Here is a 21,415-nt window from a genome sequence, read left to right as displayed (position 1 = left end):
GCATCCATATGACCGTGGCACTTCCGCGACCGGGCCATCCACAACTGGAGGAGATCGTCATGGCAAGCAGCAACCGCGCCGTCGTGTTCCAGAACGTCAAGGACATGCGCGTCGAGACCCTCGACTTCCCGAAGCTCGAGATGCCGAACGGCAAGAGCGCCCCGCACGGCGTCATCCTCAAGATCGTCGCCACCAACATCTGCGGCTCCGACCTGCACATCTACCGCGGTTCCTTCCCCGTCCCCCAGGGCATGGTGATGGGGCACGAGATGACCGGCGAGGTCGTCGAGATCGGCGCCGACGTCGAGTTCCTCTCCGAGGGCGACCTGGTCTCGGTCCCCTTCAACGTCGCCTGCGGCCGATGCCGCAACTGTCGTGCCCGCCATACCGAGGTGTGCGAGACCGTGAACCCCGACGTGGCCTGCGGCGCCTACGGGTTCAACCTGGGCAACTTCCAGGGTGGGCAGGCGGAGTACCTGTTCGTCCCCTACGCCGACTTCCAGCTGCTCCGCTTCCCGGACAAGGACCAGGCCATGGAGAAGATCCGTGACCTCGCCCTTCTCTCGGACATCCTGCCCACCGCGTTCCACGGCCTCATGGAGGCCGGGGCGAAGCCCGGCTCGACCGTCTACATCGCCGGCGCCGGTCCCGTCGGTCGCTGCGGCGCCGCAGCAGCCCGGCTCCTGGGCGCTTCCTGCATCATCGTCGGTGACTACCACCAGGACCGGCTGGACCTGATGAAGAACAACGGCTGCGAGACCATCGACCTCAACCAGGACGTGCCGCTGACCGACCAGATCGAGGCCATCCTCGGCGAACCCATGGTGGACTGCGCCGTCGACTACGTCGGCAACGAAGCCCACGGGATCGGCCGCGAAGCCGATGACATGAGCCCCGCACACGCCATCAACCAGGTCATGGACGCCACCCGCGCAGGCGGTGCCACCGGCATCGTCGGCGTCTACGGCCCCGACCCGCTGGCCTCGTCCAAGGCCGAGCAGGAGGGCACCTACCCGCTCGACTTCGGCAAGGCGTGGATCAAGTCGCCTCGGATCTCCGGCGGCCAGGCCCCGATCATGCACTACAACCGTGAGCTGATGATGTCGATCCTGTGGGACCGCATGCCCTACCTCAGCGACATGCTCAACACCAAGGTCATCAGCCTTGACGAGGCCCCCGACGCCTACGCGAAGTTCGATACCGGTGTCTCGGAGAAGTTCATCATCGATCCCCACGGCATGATCCCCGCCTGATCCCGGGCCGTCATGCACCCGGCCCGCGATCGTCGCTCCAGCGGCGGTCGCGGGCCGGTTCTGTGCACGGATCCGTCGCCGATCCCGTCCTGGACGATGTCCGGGGCGGGCCTGGCGCCGGCGGGGCCGGCATGCCCGAGCTCAGCGGCGGGGACGAGTGCGCAGGGGCGTGATCGGGGGAGACGGGGCAGGTCCCTGCAACGGTCCTGACGCCCCTCACCTCCCGATCCGGATCGCCTCGCGGGGCGAGGGGGGACGATCACCGGCGCCCGGGCCGTCGGGACGCGCCGCGGCGCCGCCCGGCACGTCACGATCATCATGACGCGGATCGAGCGCCTCTGCGAGAGCATCGCCGCCGCCCGCGCCGGACGCTCGGTCAGATCGTGTGCTCCGAGGCCCCGACGGCGGTCGATGAGCCGGAGTCCGCTGCTGCCGATGGAGCCGTTGCGGGGAGTCCGGCGTAGGCGCGTCAGGACAGCAGTCATCGCCGGGATCGAGCGGACCTCCGACCAGCGCCGATGCCGGGCACGCCTGGGTCGGTCGACCCCCATCGGGGAGACAGACCGTCCTGCACCCCGTCGCGGCCCGGCACCTCGTCGTGCAGCACGCTCGTCTCTCGTTCTGCCCGGTGCCTCGCGGGGGAGTGGACGGGTGCTGGTGGGCGAGCGTGGCGTCGGGACCCGATCACCGCCCGGCACGTCTCCGGGGCTGAGGGTCATGTGGCGCTCTGCGCCACGCCGTGATCGTCTGCGGCATCAGTCCACCGCATCCGGTGGGAGGGGACAGGGTCCGGGCGTGCCGTCACCTGCCCCCTCACCACGGGATGCGGTGGGCGGTGGTCACCGGATGGCGGAGCGGATGGCGGCGGCCGCGGCGGCGACGTCCGATGCGCTGTAGATGGCGCTGCCCGCGACGGCCACGTCGGCTCCCGCCTGCTGGACGGCCTCGACAGAGTCCGCGCTGACGCCGCCGGCGACGGAGAACGGGACCTCGGCGGCCTTGCCGGCGGAGAGCAGGGCGTCGAGGCTGTAGCCGTCCTCCGCCTGCTCGTCGAGGCCGGCGTGCATCTCCACGAAGACGGCGCCGAGGGCGACGACCTCTCGGGCCCGTGCGGCCTTGTCGGACACGCCGATCAGATCGACGACGACGCCCTTGCCGTGCTTGGTCGCCGCGGCGACCGCTCCGGCGATCGTGCTGTCACCGGCGACGCCGAGCACGGTGACCAGATCGGCTCCGGCGGAGAAGGCGATGTCAGCTTCCAGCTCGCCGGCATCCATGGTCTTGAGATCGGCGAAGACGGTCTTGTCGGGGTGGGCGGCCTTGACCGCCGTGATCGCCGCGAGGCCCTCGCTCTTGATCAGAGGGGTGCCCAGCTCGAGGATGTCGACGTAGGGGGCGGCCTTCGCGGCGAGGTCGAGGGCGGACTCGGTGGTCAGGGTGTCCATGGCGAACTGCAGTCGCATGTCAGGGTGTCTCTTTCTCGTGGTGGTGTCGATGGTGGAACGGGGAAGAAAGGTCATTCGAGGTTGGCATGACGGGGCCAGAGCGCATCCGCGCTCACTCCGCTCTTCTGCCACAGGACGTCGAAGAGAGCGTCGCCGACGAGGACGAGGAGCTGCTCGAAGAGGCTGCCGGCGTACTGGGCCGACTGCTGCTCGGACCGGTCCGTCTTCGTCGCCGCCCGGATGACCAGGACGGCGTGGGACAGCTGAGCAAGCGGTGACTCGGGGTCGGTCGTGATCCCGATGACGCGGGCACCGACGGATCGCGCCGTCTCGGCCGCGCTCACCACCCCCGAGGTCGTGCCGGAACCGCTGGCGGTCAGGAGCAGGTCGCCCTCTCCGATCGCCGGGGTCGTCGTCTCACCGACGACGTGGACCTGCAGCCCGAGGTGCATGAGGCGCATGGCCGTCATCCGCAGCGCGAGCCCGGACCGTCCAGCGCCATGGACGAAGACTCGCCGGGCGTCCGCTGTCAGCTCGACGGCGGCCGCGAGCGCGGGCGCGTCGGGAAGGGCAGCTGCCCCCTCGATCTCGTTGATGATTCGCGTCAGCGAATCCTGCATACCTCGTTCTTCCATGTCGACCAGCATGGACCGGCCCGCGGCGCTCCACTGCTGCCCGATGAGCGGGGCGCCCTCTCCGATCGGGTGGGCCTCCCGGATCGAGCTAGACTAGGGGAGTGAGCGACCTCCCGACCCCGCTGGAACGTGCCCGCTCCCTGTCACGGGACCGTGCCATGACCGAGCAGGCCGATCAGCATGCGATCACCCTCGAATCGATCCTCGCCGTGCTCCGCTTCGGCCGACTCGCGGATGCGGCCGCGCGCAGGGAGGCCACGGAGATCGCCTCCTCGGCGCTCATCCGTGCTCGTTCGGTCCATGAGCAGCAGGAGAGCGTGCTCGAGCCGGTGGCCGACGCGTTCTCGCGCCTGCGCACCGAACTGCGTCCCCTGATCCGCTCCGGGCCGCTGCACGTCCAGTTCGCCGAGCCTCCTGCGCGAGGGCGGGCGCTGCCGGGCCCGGTCGCTCGGGAAGCCCGCGCCATCTCCCGCACAGCAGTGCTCTCGCTCATGGACCGCGCGGACGCTGCACGCGCCCGGGTCGGCTGGGACTGCGATGGCCGCAACCTGCTGATGGAGGTCCGTGACGACGGGGGAATCGCGGTGACGGCGCACGACGACTCCTTGCGTCCGATCGTGGAGCGGGTGGCGGCGCTCGACGGAACCATGGACGTGGAGACGACCCCGGGCTGGGGGACGACGCTGCGGATCGAGATCCCGCTGGACCCACCCAGCGCAGCGCTCACCGTGGAGGGCGCCGAGGAGCTCACCGACCGCGAGAAGCAGGTGCTGCGCCTGGTCGCGACCGGGATCTCGAACCAGCGCATCGGCGATCAGCTCGGGATCACGGCCAACACGGTGAAGTACCACGTGGCCAACCTGCTGCGGAAATACGGTGCCCGCACGCGCGCCGAGCTCGCAAGCATCACTCACTCCCCTGATGCGCACCATCCGAGGTCCCAGACTCGATAGCGGGCCCCGGTCCGGACGGCGGCTGCGGGGCCCCGATCTGGCATCCGGCGCGGCAGATCCCACCATCGCCGGTCGGCCGGCGCTGCGCGCGGCAGCCCCCGCGACACGTTCTCGGGCTTCGAGCTCGCGGCACCGTCATCCCGCCCACCAGCCCCTGGGTGCGCCTCGGGTCCGAGCCGAGGCGCACCCCCGGGTGGGCGGGCACGAGGCTCACATCAGACCGTGCTCCTCGAGGAGCTGGCCGATCTCCCCGTGCTCGAGCCTGCCGCGCAGGTAGCCGCGCAGCGCGGCCGGGCCGGGGATCTCCACCTTCTTGCCGTCGCGCATGCGCGCCGAGGCCTCGAGGAGGTCGCGCACATCGTACGTGGAGCCCCAGGTCTCCGGCACGCCGCGCTCCACGTCGAGGAGTTGGTAGACGGCCTCCATGCCGGTGCGCACCGAGTACTCGGTCGTGAAGATCGTGTCGCGGCCGGTCTCCGCGAACTGCCCGAGGAACGCGAAGTTCGCCGCCCCCTCCGGCACGACCTGCGGCCGGTCACCCGCGCGGCGGGGCATGAAGAAGCTCGTCACGTAGGGCATCATGACCGGCACGCACCGGGCGCCTGTCGCCGCGAGCTCAGGGATCTCCTCCACGGGCACGCCCAGGTGGTAGAGCCACTCCTGGGTGATCTCCTCGCCGCTGCACTGCGCCAGGGGCTTCTTCACGTAGTCGCCGTCGACGTCGACGAACAGGCCGTAGACCCAGACGACGATCTGATCCTTCGGCTGCTTCTTGAAGTGCGGCTGGCGATTGACCGTCCAGCTCAGCAGCCAAGAGGAGTCCTCGGCGGTGACGATGCCGCCGGTGACCACGCGGCCGCTGAACGGATCGCGCTGGGCGATGCGCTCGATGTAGGCGGGGATGCGCTCATCAAGCGTCGTGACGGTGGCCGATTCCCACTTCGTCTCCTCGATCGAGGAGCAGAAGACCTCCGGGCGCCCGAACGCCGTGTCCTTCTTCGCGATGCGCTTCCACAGGTCCCAGGCCGGGGCCGGGCCCTCGTTGAGGGTTGCGGGCGTGTGGTGGTCGCCGTCATCGGAGTTGTCCACGAGCGAGCCGATCGTCATGAGCGCGAGGTCGTGCTCGCCGAGCTCGATGGTCTCCTCGGCGCCGTCGCGGCGGCAGCGGATCGCGGTGGCGCGGATCTCGCCGCCGCGGTGGGTGAAGTCCACATCGAGTACCTCGGTGCCGGAGCGGAAGACGACGCCGTGCTCGGTGAGGTAGTGCATGAGCGGCAGGACGAAGGACTCGTACTGGTTGTACTTCGTGAACTTCAGCGCCGTGAAGTCGGGCAGTCCGCCGATGTGGTGGATGAAGCGGTGGAGGTAGAGCTTGAACTCGAGCGCGGAGTGCCATTCCTCGAAGGCGAACATCGTCCGCCAGTACATCCAGAACGGCGAGTCGAGGAACTCGCGGCCCATGACCTCGTCGATGCGCTTGCCTTCCATCTCGGAGCGCTCGGCGAGGAAGATCTTGAGCAGGTCCTTCTGCGCTCGCTTCGGCAGGTCGAAGCGGCCCTCGTGGCCGGCGTCCTCGCCCTGGCGCACGGTGGCGCGACGCAGCGAGTAGTTGGGGTCGTCCTTGTTGAGCCAGTAGAACTCGTCGAGCACGGAGGCGTCCTCGAGCTCGAGGGAGGGGATGGAGCGCATCATGTCCCACAGGCACTCCATGTGGTTCTCCAGCTCCCGGCCGCCGCGGATGACGAAGCCCTTCTCCGGGACGTCGAGGCCGTCGAGGGCACCGCCGGCGGTCTCGCCCTTCTCGAGGATCGTGACGTTGGCGCCGGGGACCCCGGCGTCGCGGATGAGGAAGACGGCCGCCGCGAGCCCGGCCAGCCCGCTGCCGACGATGTAGGCCTTCGTCTCCTGGGCGTGCCGTGCGGGGCGGGGGCGCGCGAATGCCTCGTAGTTGCCTGCCGTGTGCTGCATGGTCCGTCCTTCCCGACGCGTGCCGGACGGCGGTCGTCCGGCCTCGTAATTGAGTGTACTCAATAATGAGTCGACTACAATCGCGCGGTGAGGACTCAGGATTCCATGCGGCAGGGGCAAGCGGCGGCGCCGGGCAGGCGCGAGCAGGCGAAGGCGGACAAGCGCGCCCGCATCCTCGCCGCCGCGTGCGCCCTCTTCGAGGAGCGAGGATTCCAGCGGACCTCGATGAGCGAGGTCGCGCGCGCGGCCGACGTGGCTGAGGGGACCGTCTTCCAGTACGCGGCGACGAAGACCGACCTGCTGATGATGGTCGTCGATGCGCTCTGGGGAGCCCACGAGCAAGCGATGACCACCCCTGCGCGCGCCACGTCCGCCGTGCCCGACGGAGCCGCCGCGGCGCCGCCGGCAGGGGAGACCGCGGACCAGATCGCGGCGCTCGTCTCGCCGCTCGTCGCCGCGATGCGCCGCTGGCCCGAGCCCACGACATGGGTCGCCCGCGAGATCCTCTTCGGTGCAGAGATGCCGCACCGACGGCAGGTCCTCGACCATGTCGATCGCCTCGAGGAGCAGATCGCCGCGCGCCTGCGGGACAGCCGGGGCGACGCCTCGGGTGCGGTCGCCGTGGCGCGGGACGGCGCGGCCGGAGCTGCCGGCGGGGCCTCCGGTGAGGTCGAGGCGACCGGCGCCCGGCTCATCGTCACCGGGGTGCTGGCCGAGCTCAACCGCTCCCGACAGGGGCGCAACGAGAGCGAGAACGTCGAGGCGGCTCTGCGTCAGCTCATCGACCTCGTGGTGGCAGGGGCGAGCGCCTCACGGTGACAGGGGAGCCGTCCCGTCGACACCGCTTTCACGAGGACCGATACGGTGACGAGCGCGCCCTCGGCGTGCTGTGCAGGGCGCCCGCGTCCCACCGGGTTCCGGGTTCGCGGATCGGCCTCAGGCCTTCGCCGCCTGGGTGCGGCCCCCGCGGCGGCTGGATTCCAGCATCTCGGTCAGCGAGCGCGCGTCATAGCTGCCCACCATCCGGCAGCCGTCGACGAAGAACGTCGGGGTCATCTTGGCGCCGCTCGCCTCCGCGCTCGCGATGTCCCGCTGCACCCGCGCGGCAACCTCGTCGCTGTCGAGATCCTCGACGAACGCCTCGACATCGAGGCCCAGCTCAGCCGCGTAGCCGATGAGATCCTCCCTCTCCAGCGCGTCCTGCCGGGTGAACACGAAGTCGAGCCACGGCCAGAACATCTGCTGCTTCGCGGCCGCCTCGGCGGCCCGTGCGGCGAGGGGGCCGTGAGGATGGTGAGGCAGATGCCGCACGACGTAGCGCAGATCATCACCGAAGCGCCCGTGCAGGTCTTCCCATGAGCCAGTGGCGTGCGCGCAGTACTCGCACTCGAAGTCCACGAACTCCACGAGGGTGAGCCGGGCGTCCTCCGGTCCGCGGATGTGATCCACCTCGGGGTCCACCGGAGAGTCGAGCGTCATCGGGAGATCCGCCGTCTCCTCTCCCCACCGACGGGCCGCGACCTTGAAGATCGACCAGCCCAGAACAGTGGCGAGCACCATCGCCACGAGCACGCCCAGCGTCGCCTGGCGCCCCAGATCCGAGGGGGAGTCGAAAGCGAGGCTGATGACCAGCAGCGACACGGTGAAACCGATGCCCGAAAGTGCTGCCCCGCCGAACACGCTGCCCATTCCGACCCCCTCCGGCAGTCGGCCCGCGCCCATCCGAACGGCGAGGAGCGTCGCGATCCCGATTCCGAGGAGCTTGCCGAGCACGAGCCCTGCGATGACGCCCCACGTCACAGGCGAGCCCAGCGAGTCGGCCACCACCCCGCCGCCCAGGTCGACCCCGGCATTGGCCAGAGCGAAGATCGGCACGACCAGCAACGCCGTGGGGAGACGGAGGTACTCGTACAACCGCTCGTTGATCGACACGCCCTTGGACAGCCCCCGACCGACGGCACGCGCCGAGGAAGCGCTCGGGGATTGCCAGAAGTCGCGGAACAGCTGCCGGGCGGCGACCACCTCCTGCCGTTGCGTCGGGTAGGCGGGGATCAGAAGGCCGGCGATCATGCCCGTCAGCGAGGCGTGGATGCCGGAGGACAGAGTCGCCAGCCACAGCACGATGACGATCCCCACGTACGGAGCGGCACTCCACTGCCGGGAACGGCCCACCAGCCACAGGGCGACGAGGCAGCCGAGAGCGACCAGCAGCGGGACGGGTCGGATCTCGTCGCTGTAGAACACCCCGATGATCGACACCGCAAGGAAGTCGTCGACCACCGTGAGGGTCAGGAGGAAGACGCGCAGCTGCCCGGAAAGCCGGGGGCCGACGATCGCGAGAGCGCCGAGCATGAACGCCGTGTCCGTTCCGACGACCGCCCCCACCCGCGAAGCCCCTCGCCACCGGACGCGCCGACGACCAGGACGTACACCAGCGCGGGCAACGCCACACCCGCGACGCCCGCGATCGCCGCCAGACGGGCGCGACTGCTGTCCCGCAGAGCCCCGTGTGCGAACTCCTGGCGCACCTCGAGACCCACGACGAAGAAGAACACGACCATCAGTCCGTCGTTGATCCAGTGGTGCAGATCCAGGTGCAGGCCGAACGGGCCGACGTCGATCCCGACGCTCTGTTGCCACAGCTCGACATAGGAAGAGGACAGCGGCGAGTTCGCCCAGAGGAGAGCGAAGGCCGTGACGACGATGAGCAGCACGGCCGAGCCCGACTCCGTGCGGAGTCTTCCGGCTATTCCGCGAGAGGGCGAGGTTGAGTGGGGCACGGCGCGATTCTGCCTGAACGTGCTGGCCGGCGCCACTGGGTCGGACCGGGTCCGATGCCGCTGCTGTTCGGGTCCGAGGGGTGGACGGGCGGCCGTGGGAGATCGATCCCCAGCTGTGCGCGAGGTGCGTGCGGCTCGTGCAAGAGCTCCCGCGGGAGTTCCTCTCCCACCTCGCCGCAGCGGTCGCGACCGCTCGGCAGGACGGCGTCCCGTGGGGGCCCGTGCGGCGCTGTCCGGCGCTGGACGATGTCGACCACGGGACCAGTCCGGGTGTCACCAGCGCAGGGCCTCCCGAAGTCAAGCGATCGAAGGCTGAGAACGAGCAGCTGTGCGAGGACCAGGAGACGCTCCGCCCGGCCTCAGTTCTCTTCGCGGCGAGCTCGACCCGCGCAACCAGCGATCCTGGCGTTCGGCGACGTGATGAGAGGCGAGGGCTGCGCGGAGCTGCCGGGCCTGGAGGCGTCGGGCCCGTATCGCAGCCCGCACCGTCATCGATGCCCTGGTCCAAGACAGGATCCGCGATCCAGTCATGCCAGTGACAGATCGGTGAGATCACTGCCACCTTGTCGAGAACCTGCGGATGTTGTAGGTTCTCGCGCGACCTGTCAGGGGTGCGACGCCGTGAACTGCGGCGCGACAAGGAGGTTACCTGCTCGAATTCTCATGAAGTTGTCGGGTTCCTCAAGTCGGTGAGTGGTGCCCGAAGGCAACCTGGCCGAATCCAAAGCTGTGCCGTTGATCGATTGCGTTGTCGGTGGTGGCGGAATGGTTCAAGACTTGACGAGGCGCCGTACTGCGTCCGAAGCCTCCTTCAGCTTTTTCTCGGCCTCGTCTCCGCCTTCGCGGGCGGCATCGAGGACGCAGTGACGGAGATGATCGTCGAGCAGGCCCAGCGCCACGTTCTCGAGCGCGCTATTCAGAGCGGAGATCTGGGTGAGGATGTCGATGCAGTAGACATCCTCATCGACCATTCGAGAGATCCCGCGGGCTTGACCTTCGATCCGCTTCAGGCGGTTGAGGTAGCGGGGCTTGTCCTGGATGTAGCCGTGCGGTCCGCTGTGGCAGGCCTGTTCCTCGGTGGGTTCAGGTGCAGTGTTCATGAGTGATTCCATTCGGTGAGGGAGGGTCAGTGGCGAGCCCGGACGGCGGCGACGGTCGCTTCCGGTCGGAGGTCGAGGCGTCGCAGGAGCTGGGCGTTCAGGGCGACGACGATGGTGGACAGGGACATGAGGATCGCTCCGACGGACATCGGAAGGACGAATCCGATGGGGGCGAGGATTCCGGCCGCGAGTGGCACGGAGATCAGGTTGTAGCCGGCGGCCCACCAGAGGTTCTGCTTCATCTTCCGGTAGGCGGCTCGGGAGAGCTTGATGACCGAGAGTACCGAGCGGGGATCGGAGCTGGCGAGCACGACCCCGGCGGAGGCGATCGCGACGTCGGTGCCGGCGCCGATGGCGATGCCGACATCTGCCTGGGCGAGGGCGGGGGCGTCGTTGACGCCGTCGCCGACCATCGCGACCTTCTTGCCCTCCTTCTGGAGCTGGGCGACTTTCGAGGACTTGTCCTCGGGGCGCACCCCAGCGAAGACACGGTCGATTCCGAGCTCGCGGCCGACGCTGTTCGCGACCGCCTCGGCGTCTCCGGTGATCATGACGACCTCGACGCCCAAGCTGTGCAGAGCATTAATGGCCTCGCGAGACTCGGGGCGCACCTCGTCGGTGAGTTTGAGGCCGCCGATCACCTCGCCGTCACGGAGGACGTGGAGGATGATCGCGCCCTCCTGGCGCCAGGCCTCGGCTTCTTCGACCTCGCTCGCACCGGTCTCCTCGAGCAGGCGAGGACCGCCGACGCGGATCTCGTGCCCATCCACCCGGGCACTCACGCCCAGCGCGGGGGTGGAGCTGACGTCGGAGCCCACAGGAATCTGTGCTCCCTCGGCCTGTGCCTTGGCGATGATGGCGCGGGCGAGCGGGTGCTCGCTCTCCGCTTCGGCGGCAGCTGCCAGGGTCAGCACCTCGGTCTTGTCCGCACCGCGGGTGATGATCTCGGCGAGGGCGGGCTCGCCCTTGGTGAGGGTGCCGGTCTTGTCGAACAGGACGGCGTCGACGGTGCGCATTGCTTCCAGGGCCAGACGGTCCTTCACCAGGACACCGCCGCGGGCGGCCCGCTCGGTGGCGATCGAGACGACCAGCGGGATCGCGAGCCCTAGAGCGTGGGGGCAGGCGATGACCAGTACGGTCACTGTGCGAACGACGGCATCATCGGGCATGCCGAGCAGTGACCAGGTGATCGCGGTGATCACGGCGGCGCCGAGCGCGAACCAGAACAGCCACGCCGCAGCGGTATCTGCGATGCGCTGTGCCCGTGAGGAGGAGTTCTGCGCCTCGGTGACCAGGCGCTGGATACCGGCGAGGGCGGTGTCGTCGCCCGTGGCGGTGACTTCGATGCGGAGGCTGGAGTCGGTGGCGACGGTGCCCGCCACTACGGAGTCTCCGGTGGAGCGCGTCACCGGGCGGGACTCGCCGGTGACCATGGACTCGTCCACGTCGGCGCGGCCGTCGCGGATCGTGCCGTCGGCCGGGACGCTCGCCCCGGGGCGGACGAGGACGAGGTCGCCTCGCTGCAGCTCGGTGGGCGAGACGCTCACGAGCTCGTCGCCTTCGATGCGTTCTGCCATGTCCGGGAGCAGGGCGGCCAGGGAGTCGAGCGCGGAGGTGGTCTGGGCGAGGGAACGCATCTCGACCCAGTGCCCCAGCAGCATGATCACGATCAGCAGGGCGAGCTCCCACCAGAACTCGAGCTGGTGGTCGAGGATCCCGAGGGTCGCACCCCAGGAGGCGATGAACGCGACCGTGATCGCGAGCCCGATCAGGAGCATCATCCCGGGCTGACGGGAACGGACCTCGGAGACGGCACCGGTGAGGAACGGACGGCCACCCCAGACGTACATGACTGTGCCGAGGACCGGGGCGATCCCCATCGCGCCGGGGACATCGGGAATGCTGTACCCGAGCAGCATCGCGAACATCGGTGAGAACACGACGACTGGGACCGCGATGATCAGGTTGATCCAGAACAGCCGCCGGAACTGTCCGACGTGGTCCCCGTGACCGGCGTGGCCCCCGTGCCCTGAGTGACCCTCGTGTCCCGATTGGTCCTCGTGGTCTCCGTGAGTTCCGTGGTCGTGATGCGCGTCGGGTGCGTCGTGCTCAGCAATACCGGTGTGGGCTCCATGAGGCGTGGGGGAAGGATGAGAGTGCTGCATGCCGGGTTCTCCGTGGTCGTGACGGTGTGGGTGGTTGCCAGCGTTCATACACTCGACCATATACCCCTAGGGGGTATGTGTCGAGGGGCTGGATTCCGCTGTCAGCATCGGCGTGATCGAGGTGTGGAGGCGCGGCACGAGAGCCATCACGTCGGGGCCGGCGTCCAAGCCGCTGACTCCGACGAGCCGACCCGCTCGCTCGTGGGTGAGGATGAGGGGAGAGGTAGAGAAGGCGCGTGTAGTCCCGAATCGGCCTGTATGTCCAGCAGCGATGTAGAGGTGCTGGTGGATCTGTGCGCTGTAGAGGGCGCAGGGTCGGTAGGGCCCGGGGGCGTCCGCGCGCCCGAGCGAGGCCAGGACGCTGCGCGCGGCGTGCGCGCCCTGTGCCTCGGCGTCGCTCCAGTGATCGATGCGCCAGGTCGTGCCGTCAGTCTCGTGGACCGCGACGCCTCCTGCGGCGTAGACGTTCTCGTGGTCACGGCTGCGCAGCCGAGAATCGACAGCGATCGCTCTGCCCCACGGGGAGGGGGAGAGCGGGTGCGTTCCAAGGGCGGTGATGGCCAGGTCCGCGGCGAGGTCACGACCGTCGGTGAACTCGGCGTGCAGCTCGCTCTCGACGAGCTCAAGGCGCGTCAGCGCGTGACCGAAGTGCGTGTCGACAGCGACCCGATGTGCCTGGGAAAGTTGTCCTGCGACCTGGGCGCCGAAGGCGGTGGCCCCGGGGATGGGCGACGAGGCAGCGAGCGTGACCCTGCATCCAGCGTCGCGGAGGATTCCCGCGGTCTCGGCTCCGATGAACCCTGCCCCGTAGATCAGGACCCGCGGGGAGGGCGTGCGGTCAAGGACGCCGCGCACACGGAGCGCATCGTCCAGGGAATGCAGATGCGTCACCCGTCCGCTGTCCAGGGCGGCAGGGCTGGCGATGCTCGGAGGAAGGGGGCGCGGCGCGCTTCCCGTAGCGACGATCAGTGCGTCATAGTCCACGCGTGCTCCAGAGCGCAGGTGAACGGTCTGCTCTTGGGGGTCCACCGCCTGGACGCGATCCCGGACTGGCGGAGCGGGCAGTGCTGGCAGATGTGCGTGATGGGGTTCGAGGAGGCCGGTGGCGACAGCCTTGTTGACCAGAGTGCGGTTATACGGGGTGGATTCCGTATCGATGATCGCGGTTGTGGTGATCTCTTCGTGCTGGGCGAGTTCCCGGATGGCGGCCGCCCCCGCAGCTCCTGCACCGATGACGAGAACGTGTGTCGTGTCGGGCATTGCCGAGCTCCGATCTATATGGGGGAGGGGGCGCACTGCCTGGCAGTGGCCCCCTCCCGCTGAGCGGTGGTCCTCAGGCGGCGGCGTACTTCTGCGGGTCGGCGTCGAACAGCGGGCCGCACCCGGCGCAGCACAGCCAGTAGCGGGTGCCTTCGTAGTCGCGGAACAGGCCCGCGGCCTCGGCGGCGCTCTTGACGACGGTTCGGCCCTCCATTACCGGGCACGTGGCCATGTCGTCCTCCGCGGGGCCCATGAGGTTCGGGCGTCCCTCGGACTCCATGGGGGAGTGGGAGGTGTGGCCGCAGCAGCTGGAGGTCTGGTCGGTGGTGTCGTTCATGGGGTTCCTTCCATAGGGGTTTCGTGCGGGGGGGGGCAGTTCTTCGCGATGGAGGTGAAGCCGCGCAGGCGCAGGCTGTTGCCCACGACGAAGACGCTGGAGAAGGCCATCGCGGCGCCGGCGAGCATGGGGTTGAGCATGCCGAGCGCGGCGATGGGGATCGCGGCCGTGTTGTAGGCGAAGGCCCAGAACAGGTTGGTTTTGATGGTCGAGAGCGTCTTGCGGGACAAGCGGATGGCATCGACGGCGCTGCGGAGGTCGCCGCGTACCAGGGTGATGTCGCTGGCCTCGATCGCGACGTCGGTGCCGGTGCCCATCGCCAGTCCCAGGTCGGCCTGGGCGAGGGCGGGGGCGTCATTGACGCCGTCGCCCACCATTGCAACGGTGCGGCCCTCGCGCTGTAGGCGGGAGACCACATCGACCTTCTCGGACGGTAGGACTTCGGCGATGACCTCGTCGATGCCGACCTCGGTGGCGATCTGGCGGGCCACGGCCTCGTTGTCGCCGGTCAGCAGGACCGGGGTCAGACCCAGCGCCTTCATCGCGGCGACGGCCTCAGCGCTGGTCGGCTTGACCGTGTCGGCGACCACCAGGATTCCCCGGGCGATTCCGTCCCAGCCGATGGCGACGACGGTCTTGCCCTGTTCCTCGGCCTCCGCCTTGGCAGCGGCGACCGCGGGGCTCAGGGCCATCTGCGTCTCGGCGAGGAGGCTCTCTCGGCCGACGACGACAGCCCGTCCTTCGACGGTGCCGCGTAAACCCTTGCCCTCGACGTTGGTGAAGTCCGAGAGTGTCGGGAGTTCGCCGACCTCCTGGGTGGCGCCCTTGGCGATCGCTTGGGCGATTGGGTGCTCGGAGGAGTCCTCGACGGCGCCGGCCAGTCGCAGCAGCTCGGCGCGATCGGTGCCTTCATCGGTGACGACATCGGTGAGGGTCATCTTGCCGGTGGTGACGGTGCCGGTCTTGTCCAGCACCACGGTGTCGACCTTGCGGGTGGACTCGAGCACCTCGGGTCCCTTGATGAGCACACCCATCTGAGCTCCGCGGCCGGTGCCCACCAGCAGCGCGGTCGGGGTCGCCAGACCCAGCGCGCAGGGGCAGGCGATGACGAGAACGGCGACGGCGGCGGTGAAGGCCGCGGTGACGGGGAACCCGGCGCCGAGCCACGCCCCGAGGGTCAGCGCGGCGACCAGGATGACGATCGGTACGAAGATCCCGGAGATGCGGTCGGCCAGGCGTTGGACCTCGGCCTTGCCGGTCTGGGCGTCTTCGACGAGCTTGGCCATCTGGGCCAGCTGGGTGTCGGAGCCGATGCGGGTTGCGCGGACCACGAGGCGTCCGCCGGCGTTGACGGTGGCGCCGGTGACGGCGTCCCCCTCACTCACCTCGACGGGGACCGACTCGCCGGTGAGCATGGAGGCGTCGACCGCGGAGGTGCCGGAGACGACGGTGCCGTCGGTGGCGATCTTCTCGCCGGGGCGGACGATGAAATCGTCACCCTCTACGAGATCGTCGATGGCGATCTTCTGCTCCTGGCCCCCGCGCAGCACGGAGACTTCTTTCGCGCCGAGCTCGAGCAGGGCGCGCAGTGCGGCGCCGGCCTGGCGCTTGGAGCGCTTCTCGAAGTAGCGGCCGGCCAGGATGAACATCGTGACGCCCGCACCGACCTCGAGGTAGATGTTCGCTGCCCCGTCGGAGGGCGCGATCGTCAGCTCGAAGGGGTGAGTCATGCCTGGGGTGCCGGCGGTTCCGAAGAACAGTGCGTACAGGGACCACAGCAGGGCAGCGGAGGTGCCCATCGAGATGAGCGTGTCCATCGTGGCTGCGCCGTGCTTGAGGTTCGTCCAGGCTGCCTTGTGGAACGGCCAGGCGCCCCACACGATGACCGGGGCCGCGAGCGCCAGCGAGAGCCACTGCCAGTAGGGGAACTGAATGGCGGGGATCATCGCCATCGCGATGACCGGGACGGTCAGCACGACCGCACCGATCAGCCGGTGGCGCAGGGAGGTCAGCTCCGGGTCGGGGCCCTCCTGATCGTCCCCAGGCGTGTTCGCTGAGTCTTTGCGGGTGGCGGGCTTGGGTAGCGCGGCGGTGTAGCCGGTCTTTTCGACTTCACTGACGAGCAGCTGCGGATCGTAGCCCTCCGGGGGGGGGGACTGCTGCACGGATAGGTGACAGTTGTGGTGTTAGGCCGCGAGGGCCGCGGCGGGGTTCATGATGGTCTCGTATTCGATGGGGGTCAATCGGCCCAGGCGTGCCTGTCGGCGGCGTCGGTGGTAGGTCCGCTCGATCCAGGTGATGATCGCGATCCGCAGCTCCTCACGGGTCCGCCACCGCTTGCGGTCCAGGACGTTCTTCTGGAGCAGCGCGAAGAAAGACTCCATCGCAGCGTTATCGCCGGCAGCGCCGACTTGGCCCATCGATCCGACGAGGTGATGGCGGTTCAGGGCGTGCACGAACTTCCGTGACCGGAACTGAGATCCGCGGTCCGAATGCACGATGCAACCGGCCGCGTCGCGACGCCTGGATATCGCGTTGTCCAGGGCGTTCACTGCGAGACGAGCCTTCATCCTGTCGCTGATCGAGTAACCGACAATCCGGCCGGAGAACACGTCCTTGATCGCGCACAGGTAGAGCTTGCCCTCGTCGGTCCTGTGCTCGGTGATGTCAGTCAGCCACAGTTCGTTGACATCATCGGCGGTGAAGTCCCGCTTCACGAGGTCATCGTGGACGGGCGGCCCGGGGCGTTTTCCGTTCTTCCCGCGCTTCTTCCCGAACACTGACCACCACAGGTTGTCCCGGCAGATCCGCCACGCGGTCCGTTCACACATCACCTCGCCAGCGGCGCGAGCCTCCTCAACGAGAAACCTCGATCCGAACTCGGGGCCGTCGCGATGCGCGTCGAACAGGGCGTTCGCGCGGTATGCCTCGGCGAGCTCCGCGGTGGTCACCCCCTGATTCCGCCAGCGGTAGTAGGGCTGGCGGGAGAGCTTGAGGACCCGCAAGGACACCGAGACGGGGATCCCGTCGGCGGCGAGCTCGCTCACGAGCGGGTAGAACCTTTTCCCGGCAGGTTCGCCTGCGAGAGGTAGGCGGCAGCGCGGCGCAGGACCTCGTTCTCCTGCTCGAGCAGGCGCACCCGGCGCTTGAGTTCTCTCGTCTCGGCAGCATCCTCCCGGGACCTGCCAGACCGGTTGCCGTCGTCGATGTCGGCTTGGCGGATCCACTTGTGCAGCGTCATCTCGTGGACGCCAAAGTCCTTCGCGATCTGCGCGAGCGTGACGCCGTCCTCACGGGACCGGGCCACGCGCACGACGTCCTCACGGAACTCTCGGGGGTAGGGAGCGGGCATGGTGCACATCCTTCCAGGCCGCCCTACGGGCAAGCCAGATCAGATGTCACCTATCCGTGCAGCAGTCCCTCCCGAGCGCGTCGGCTGCGGCTTCGTACCTGTCGTTGACGGGGGTCTCGGAGGTCGCGAGGATCAGCTCGTCGAACACCTTCGCCTCCCGGTAGACACCGTCGAGTTGCTTGTTGCTCAGGGAGGCGAGCACGACTGCGTCCAACTCGGCCCGGGCGTCCTGAACGGTGGGAAGATCCAGTGATTCGGCGGTGCCGACGAGCGAGGGTGCGTGGACCTTCTTGAATTGGTCTCCAGCGCGAAGCAGAGCATTCGACCCATCGAGCTCGACCACGGTCCAGGCGGCTCCCTCGTACCAGAGCCGCGCCCCTACCGATGTATCCAGACACTCAGCACTCACACCTTCACCTCCGACGTCGCCTGGAGAATCGTCTCGCTGTCCAAAGGGCGGCGGAGGTCGAGCGAGACCTCGGAGGACCACACGAGCGCGAACACGGCTACCCGCCATGCCGATTCATCGCAGGTCAACGGCTTGCGGGCAAGTACCTTGCCCAACGTGATCCCCTCTTCGCCCAACCTTGCCCGCGCCTCGACGAGGTCCCCGTCGGGCAGGCGGTCGGGACGGCGGCCGACCGCGAGGAGCTTCAAATTGCGGAGCACGATGGGGTTGCCGCCGGTGAAGACCTCGTAGGACCAGCCCTTGCTGCGGCACAGTGCCCGCGTCCACTCGAACTGAGCACGAACCCGTGGCTTCTCGAGGAACGCAGCGGGCTTGATGTCGACCACGGTGACCGAGCGATCCGAGTGGACGAGCAGCAGGTCAGGCACGTGCGCACGAACACCAGTACTGTCGCGCCCCGCGATCTGAAACGGTTGCGTACAGATCCCCACGGTGCCGGGGTCGAAGTCCGCCAGCCATAGTCGATCCAGTTCGAGCAGGCTCTCGTATACCAGCGTCCGATCATTGGTCGCGGCCCAGAACAGGCCCGGGTAACTGCGTTGACCCCGGTAGGTGGGCGGCACGCGTACGGGAAGTCCTTCGATGATCAGATCGGCACGCGCTTGCTCCCACGTCGTCGCGACCTCGTCGCCGGCGACAGTGCAGTACCGCAGGGTAGTCCCGCTCGCGCCCACGTCCCTATCGTCGTCTACTGACAGATCGATGAGACCACTGACACGCCACTGACAGATCGATGAGATTACTGCCAACTTGTCGAGAACCTACACATGTGATCCGAGGCACGGAGTTCGCCGAGGGGAATGAACCGAGTTTCGCCGTAGTTGAGTCAGGTGTACTCAAGGTTGATGAGGCGGGGTTTGACAGCCCTGCGGAGCGGATCTCTACTTGAGTGCGTACGACTCAGCGCTTCCCGTCGGCACCGCCGGCGGTGCACGAACCCGTTGCGACCGTGCGTCGCAGAAAGGCAGGACCCCATGTCCCGTGTCGTCGGAATCGACCTCGGAACCACCAACTCCTGCGTCGCGATCATCGAGGGCGGCCAGCCCACCGTGATCGCGAACGCGGAGGGCATGCGCACCACCCCGTCCGTCGTGGCCTTCTCCAAGCAGGGAGAGGTCCTCGTGGGCGAGGTCGCCAAGCGCCAGGCGGTCACCAACGTGGACCGCACCATCTCTTCGGTCAAGCGCCACATGGGCACCGACTGGAGCACGGACATCGATGGCAAGAAGTACACCGCGCAGGAGATCTCGGCCCGCATCCTGGGCAAGCTCAAGCGCGATGCGGAGGCATACCTCGGCGAGTCCGTCACGGACGCCGTCGTCACCGTCCCCGCGTACTTCAACGACTCCGAGCGCCAGGCGACCAAGGACGCCGGCCAGATCGCGGGACTGAACGTCCTGCGCATCATCAACGAGCCCACCGCGGCCGCTCTCGCCTACGGGCTGGAGAAGGGCAAGGACGACGAGGAGATCCTCGTCTTCGACCTCGGCGGCGGCACCTTCGACGTCTCCCTGCTCCAGGTGAGCAAGGACGAGGACGGCTCGGCCATCCAGGTCGAGGCCACCGCGGGCGACAACCGCCTGGGCGGCGACGACTGGGACCAGAAGATCGTCGACTGGCTGATCCAGCAGGTGAAGTCCAAGGACGGCGTGGACCTGGGCAAGGACCGCATCGCCCTGCAGCGCCTCAAGGAGGCCGCGGAGCAGGCGAAGAAGGAGCTCTCCTCCTCGACGTCGACGAACATCTCGCTGCAGTACCTCTCGATGACCGAGAACGGCCCGCTGCACCTGGACGAGAAGCTGACCCGCTCGCACTTCGAGGAGATGACGCAGGATCTCCTCGAGCGCACGAAGGCCCCCTTCCACCAGGTCATCAAGGACGCCGGGATCTCCGTCTCCGACATCGACCACGTGGTCCTCGTCGGCGGCTCGACCCGTATGCCGGCCGTCTCGGAGCTCGTGAAGTCCCTGACCGGCAAGGAGCCGAACAAGGGCGTGAACCCCGATGAGGTCGTCGCCGTGGGCGCCGCCCTGCAGGCAGCCGTCCTCACCGGCGACCGCAAGGACGTCCTGCTCATGGACGTGACCCCGCTGAGCCTCGGCATCGAGACCAAGGGCGGGCGGATGACCAAGCTCATCGAGCGCAACGCGGCCATCCCGACCAAGGCCTCGGAGATCTTCTCCACCGCCGAGGACAACCAGCCGTCGGTCGCCATCCAGGTCTTCCAGGGCGAGCGCCAGTTCACCCGGGACAACAAGCTCCTGGGCACCTTCGAGCTGACCGGCATCGCGCCGGCCCCGCGCGGCATCCCGCAGATCGAGGTCACCTTCGACATCGACTCCAACGGCATCGTGCACGTCAGCGCCAAGGACCGCGGCACCGGCAACGAGCAGTCCATCCAGATCACCGGCGGGTCCGCCCTCTCCGAGGACGACATCGACCGGATGGTCAAGGACGCCGAGGCCCACGCCGCCGAGGACGAGGAGCGCCGGAAGAACTCCGACGCCCGCAACACCCTCGAGCAGCTCGTCTACCAGGGCGAGAAGCTGCTGAAGGACAACGAGGACAAGATCTCCGAATCCGACCGCACCAAGGCCGAGGACGCCATCAAGGAGGGCAAGGACCTGCTCGCGAACGAGGACGCCTCCACGAGCGACCTCGAGGCCAAGCGGGACGCCCTCAACGAGGCGCTCCAGGCCGTCGGCACCGCGATCTACTCGCAGCAGGGCGAGGACGGCGCCGAGGGCGCCGAGGGCGCCCCGAACGCGGACGCCGGTGCGTCGTCGGATGACGACGATGTAGTCGACGCCGAGATCGTGGACGACGAGGACGAGGAGAAGAAGTGATGACCGAGAACCAGCAGACGCCCGATCCCCAGGACCCGCAGGGTCCCGAGGGTGACGCGGCCGAGGCGGGGTTCTCCTTCACCGACAAGCGCAGGGTGGACCCGGCGGACGGCAGCGTCCGGCCGGCGGGCCCGACGGCCGACGACCAGGGGGGCGACCCCCTGGACGCCGAGGCGGCGGCGCTCTACGAGCAGGCGCAGCAGGAGGGCGGCCCCACGGGGGAGGCCTCCGGCGAGAGCACCCGGATCGCGGAGCTCGAGTCGCAGGTGGCGGACCTGTCCGAGGAGCTCAAGCGCTCCCAGGCCGAGTACGTCAACTCCCGGCGTCGGATCGAGGCGACGGCGGCGGCCGACAAGCAGGCCGCTTCCGCCCGCGTCCTGACCAGCCTGATCAGCGTCCTGGACGACATCGAGCTGGGTCGCCAGCACGGTGACATCGCCGAGGGCACCCCGTTCCACTCGATCGCCGCGAAGCTCGAGGACACCCTGCGCGCGCAGGGCCTCGAGCGCTACGGCGAGGCGGGCGACGAGTTCGATCCGAGCCTTCACGAGGCCCTCATGCACGAGGAGTCCGCGGAGGCGGACACCACCCGGATCAAGCTCGTCATGCAGCCCGGGTACCGGGCGGGCGACCGCGTGCTGCGGCCCGCCCGCGTGGGCACCGTGGGCCCGCAGTGATTCCCACGCGATGATCGGAGGCGCTCCCGCCGCTTCGGCGGGAGCCGCCCCGATCGCACGCCGACCCCGTCGGCGCGGGGGGGCCCGGGGGGGGAGAAAAAACCCCCCCCCCCCCGCACAAACGGGACCACCAACACCCCCCCAAAGCCCCCCCCCCCCCCAGCCGGCCACAAAG

At 68.7% G+C, this 21,415-nt stretch carries 16 protein-coding genes and 1 pseudogene; 5 read left to right on the top strand and 12 right to left on the bottom strand.

Going from position 1 to position 21,415, the window contains the following annotated elements; translation table 11 throughout:
• The first annotated feature begins 59 nt into the window (after positions 1-59).
• On the top strand, positions 60-1,253 hold the full coding sequence (locus tag ACFQ53_RS12170; protein ID WP_377859988.1) for an alcohol dehydrogenase catalytic domain-containing protein: 1,194 nt from the start codon (positions 60-62) through the stop codon (positions 1,251-1,253).
• Between the two features lie 839 nt (positions 1,254-2,092).
• Here ACFQ53_RS12170 and hxlA read toward each other — a convergent pair.
• Positions 2,093-2,716 carry a 3-hexulose-6-phosphate synthase gene (gene hxlA / locus ACFQ53_RS12165; RefSeq protein ID WP_024290845.1) on the bottom strand — a complete coding sequence of 208 codons (624 nt, stop codon included), beginning with the start codon at positions 2,714-2,716 and terminating at the stop codon, positions 2,093-2,095.
• A 53-nt stretch (positions 2,717-2,769) separates the two neighbouring features.
• Positions 2,770-3,333, bottom strand: a complete 564-nt coding sequence (gene hxlB / locus ACFQ53_RS12160) for a 6-phospho-3-hexuloisomerase (protein WP_377859985.1) — start codon at positions 3,331-3,333, stop codon at positions 2,770-2,772.
• 101 nt (positions 3,334-3,434) lie between these two features.
• Between hxlB and ACFQ53_RS12155 the strand changes: the two genes are divergently transcribed.
• Positions 3,435-4,286: a LuxR C-terminal-related transcriptional regulator gene (locus ACFQ53_RS12155; RefSeq protein WP_377859983.1), complete on the top strand. Its 852-nt coding sequence runs from the start codon at positions 3,435-3,437 to the stop codon at positions 4,284-4,286.
• 210 nt (positions 4,287-4,496) lie between these two features.
• Here ACFQ53_RS12155 and ACFQ53_RS12150 read toward each other — a convergent pair whose 3' ends face one another.
• A complete protein-coding gene (locus tag ACFQ53_RS12150; protein WP_377859981.1) occupies positions 4,497-6,254 on the bottom strand; it encodes an oleate hydratase in 1,758 nt (585 codons plus the stop codon).
• Between the two features lie 87 nt (positions 6,255-6,341).
• Here ACFQ53_RS12150 and ACFQ53_RS12145 point away from each other — a divergent pair, with 87 nt between their 5' ends.
• Entirely contained in the window at positions 6,342-7,073 is a 732-nt protein-coding gene (locus ACFQ53_RS12145) for a TetR/AcrR family transcriptional regulator (protein ID WP_377859979.1), read from the top strand.
• Between the two features lie 117 nt (positions 7,074-7,190).
• On the opposite strand, the pseudogene nhaA reads toward ACFQ53_RS12145, so the two are convergent.
• The 9 genes and pseudogenes from nhaA to ACFQ53_RS12100 all read right to left on the bottom strand — a co-directional run bounded on the left by nhaA (position 7,191) and on the right by ACFQ53_RS12100 (position 18,391).
• Positions 7,191-8,968, bottom strand: a pseudogene (gene nhaA / locus ACFQ53_RS12140) (Na+/H+ antiporter NhaA).
• 836 nt (positions 8,969-9,804) lie between these two features.
• Positions 9,805-10,134, bottom strand: coding sequence for a metal-sensitive transcriptional regulator (locus ACFQ53_RS12135; RefSeq protein WP_377859977.1), 330 nt, complete (start codon positions 10,132-10,134; stop codon positions 9,805-9,807).
• A gap of 26 nt (positions 10,135-10,160) precedes the next feature.
• Entirely contained in the window at positions 10,161-12,299 is a 2,139-nt protein-coding gene (locus ACFQ53_RS12130; protein ID WP_377859975.1) for a heavy metal translocating P-type ATPase, read from the bottom strand.
• Positions 12,300-12,365: 66 nt separating this feature from the next.
• The gene (locus ACFQ53_RS12125) at positions 12,366-13,559 is read right to left on the bottom strand and encodes an FAD-dependent oxidoreductase (protein ID WP_377860041.1); all 1,194 of its coding nucleotides are present in this window, start codon (positions 13,557-13,559) and stop codon (positions 12,366-12,368) included.
• Positions 13,560-13,632: 73 nt separating this feature from the next.
• Positions 13,633-13,896 carry a hypothetical protein gene (locus ACFQ53_RS12120; protein WP_377859973.1) on the bottom strand — a complete coding sequence of 88 codons (264 nt, stop codon included), beginning with the start codon at positions 13,894-13,896 and terminating at the stop codon, positions 13,633-13,635.
• Positions 13,893-16,061: a copper-translocating P-type ATPase gene (locus ACFQ53_RS12115; protein WP_377859971.1), complete on the bottom strand. Its 2,169-nt coding sequence runs from the start codon at positions 16,059-16,061 to the stop codon at positions 13,893-13,895. The genes ACFQ53_RS12120 and ACFQ53_RS12115 overlap by 4 nt, the downstream gene beginning before the upstream one ends.
• A gap of 21 nt (positions 16,062-16,082) precedes the next feature.
• A protein-coding gene (locus ACFQ53_RS12110; RefSeq protein ID WP_377859969.1) for an IS3 family transposase occupies positions 16,083-17,248 on the bottom strand; the annotation gives its coding sequence in 2 pieces (ribosomal slippage) (positions 16,083-16,961 and positions 16,964-17,248; 1,164 coding nt in all).
• A gap of 46 nt (positions 17,249-17,294) precedes the next feature.
• Positions 17,295-17,591, bottom strand: coding sequence for a hypothetical protein (locus ACFQ53_RS12105; protein WP_377859967.1), 297 nt, complete (start codon positions 17,589-17,591; stop codon positions 17,295-17,297).
• A 62-nt stretch (positions 17,592-17,653) separates the two neighbouring features.
• The gene (locus tag ACFQ53_RS12100) at positions 17,654-18,391 is read right to left on the bottom strand and encodes a TnsA-like heteromeric transposase endonuclease subunit (protein ID WP_377859965.1); all 738 of its coding nucleotides are present in this window, start codon (positions 18,389-18,391) and stop codon (positions 17,654-17,656) included.
• 300 nt (positions 18,392-18,691) lie between these two features.
• Between ACFQ53_RS12100 and dnaK the strand changes: the two genes are divergently transcribed.
• Both dnaK and ACFQ53_RS12090 read left to right on the top strand, forming a co-directional pair.
• Positions 18,692-20,563, top strand: coding sequence for a molecular chaperone DnaK (gene dnaK / locus ACFQ53_RS12095; RefSeq protein WP_377859963.1), 1,872 nt, complete (start codon positions 18,692-18,694; stop codon positions 20,561-20,563).
• Positions 20,563-21,240: a nucleotide exchange factor GrpE gene (locus ACFQ53_RS12090; RefSeq protein ID WP_377859961.1), complete on the top strand. Its 678-nt coding sequence runs from the start codon at positions 20,563-20,565 to the stop codon at positions 21,238-21,240. The genes dnaK and ACFQ53_RS12090 overlap by 1 nt, the downstream gene beginning before the upstream one ends.
• Positions 21,241-21,415: the final 175 nt, after the last annotated feature.

Source organism: Brachybacterium sp. NPDC056505 (assembly GCF_042794925.1).
Classification (GTDB): domain Bacteria; phylum Actinomycetota; class Actinomycetes; order Actinomycetales; family Dermabacteraceae; genus Brachybacterium; species Brachybacterium kimchii.
Note: the sequence above shows the minus strand (reverse complement) of the source record. Positions and strands in the feature narration are given on the sequence as shown.

Excerpts from the sequence above, each read along its gene's own strand:
- ACFQ53_RS12170 (WP_377859988.1), top strand. The coding sequence starts at position 60 with ATGGCAAGCAGCAACCGCGCCGTCGTGTTCCAGAACGTCAAGGACATG.
- hxlA (WP_024290845.1), bottom strand. The coding sequence starts at position 2,716 with ATGCGACTGCAGTTCGCCATGGACACCCTGACCACCGAGTCCGCCCTC.
- hxlB (WP_377859985.1), bottom strand. The coding sequence starts at position 3,333 with ATGGAAGAACGAGGTATGCAGGATTCGCTGACGCGAATCATCAACGAG.
- ACFQ53_RS12150 (WP_377859981.1), bottom strand. The coding sequence starts at position 6,254 with ATGCAGCACACGGCAGGCAACTACGAGGCATTCGCGCGCCCCCGCCCC.
- ACFQ53_RS12135 (WP_377859977.1), bottom strand. The coding sequence starts at position 10,134 with ATGAACACTGCACCTGAACCCACCGAGGAACAGGCCTGCCACAGCGGA.
- ACFQ53_RS12130 (WP_377859975.1), bottom strand. The coding sequence starts at position 12,299 with ATGCAGCACTCTCATCCTTCCCCCACGCCTCATGGAGCCCACACCGGT.
- ACFQ53_RS12125 (WP_377860041.1), bottom strand. The coding sequence starts at position 13,559 with ATGCCCGACACGACACACGTTCTCGTCATCGGTGCAGGAGCTGCGGGG.
- ACFQ53_RS12120 (WP_377859973.1), bottom strand. The coding sequence starts at position 13,896 with ATGAACGACACCACCGACCAGACCTCCAGCTGCTGCGGCCACACCTCC.
- dnaK (WP_377859963.1), top strand. The coding sequence starts at position 18,692 with ATGTCCCGTGTCGTCGGAATCGACCTCGGAACCACCAACTCCTGCGTC.
- ACFQ53_RS12090 (WP_377859961.1), top strand. The coding sequence starts at position 20,563 with ATGACCGAGAACCAGCAGACGCCCGATCCCCAGGACCCGCAGGGTCCC.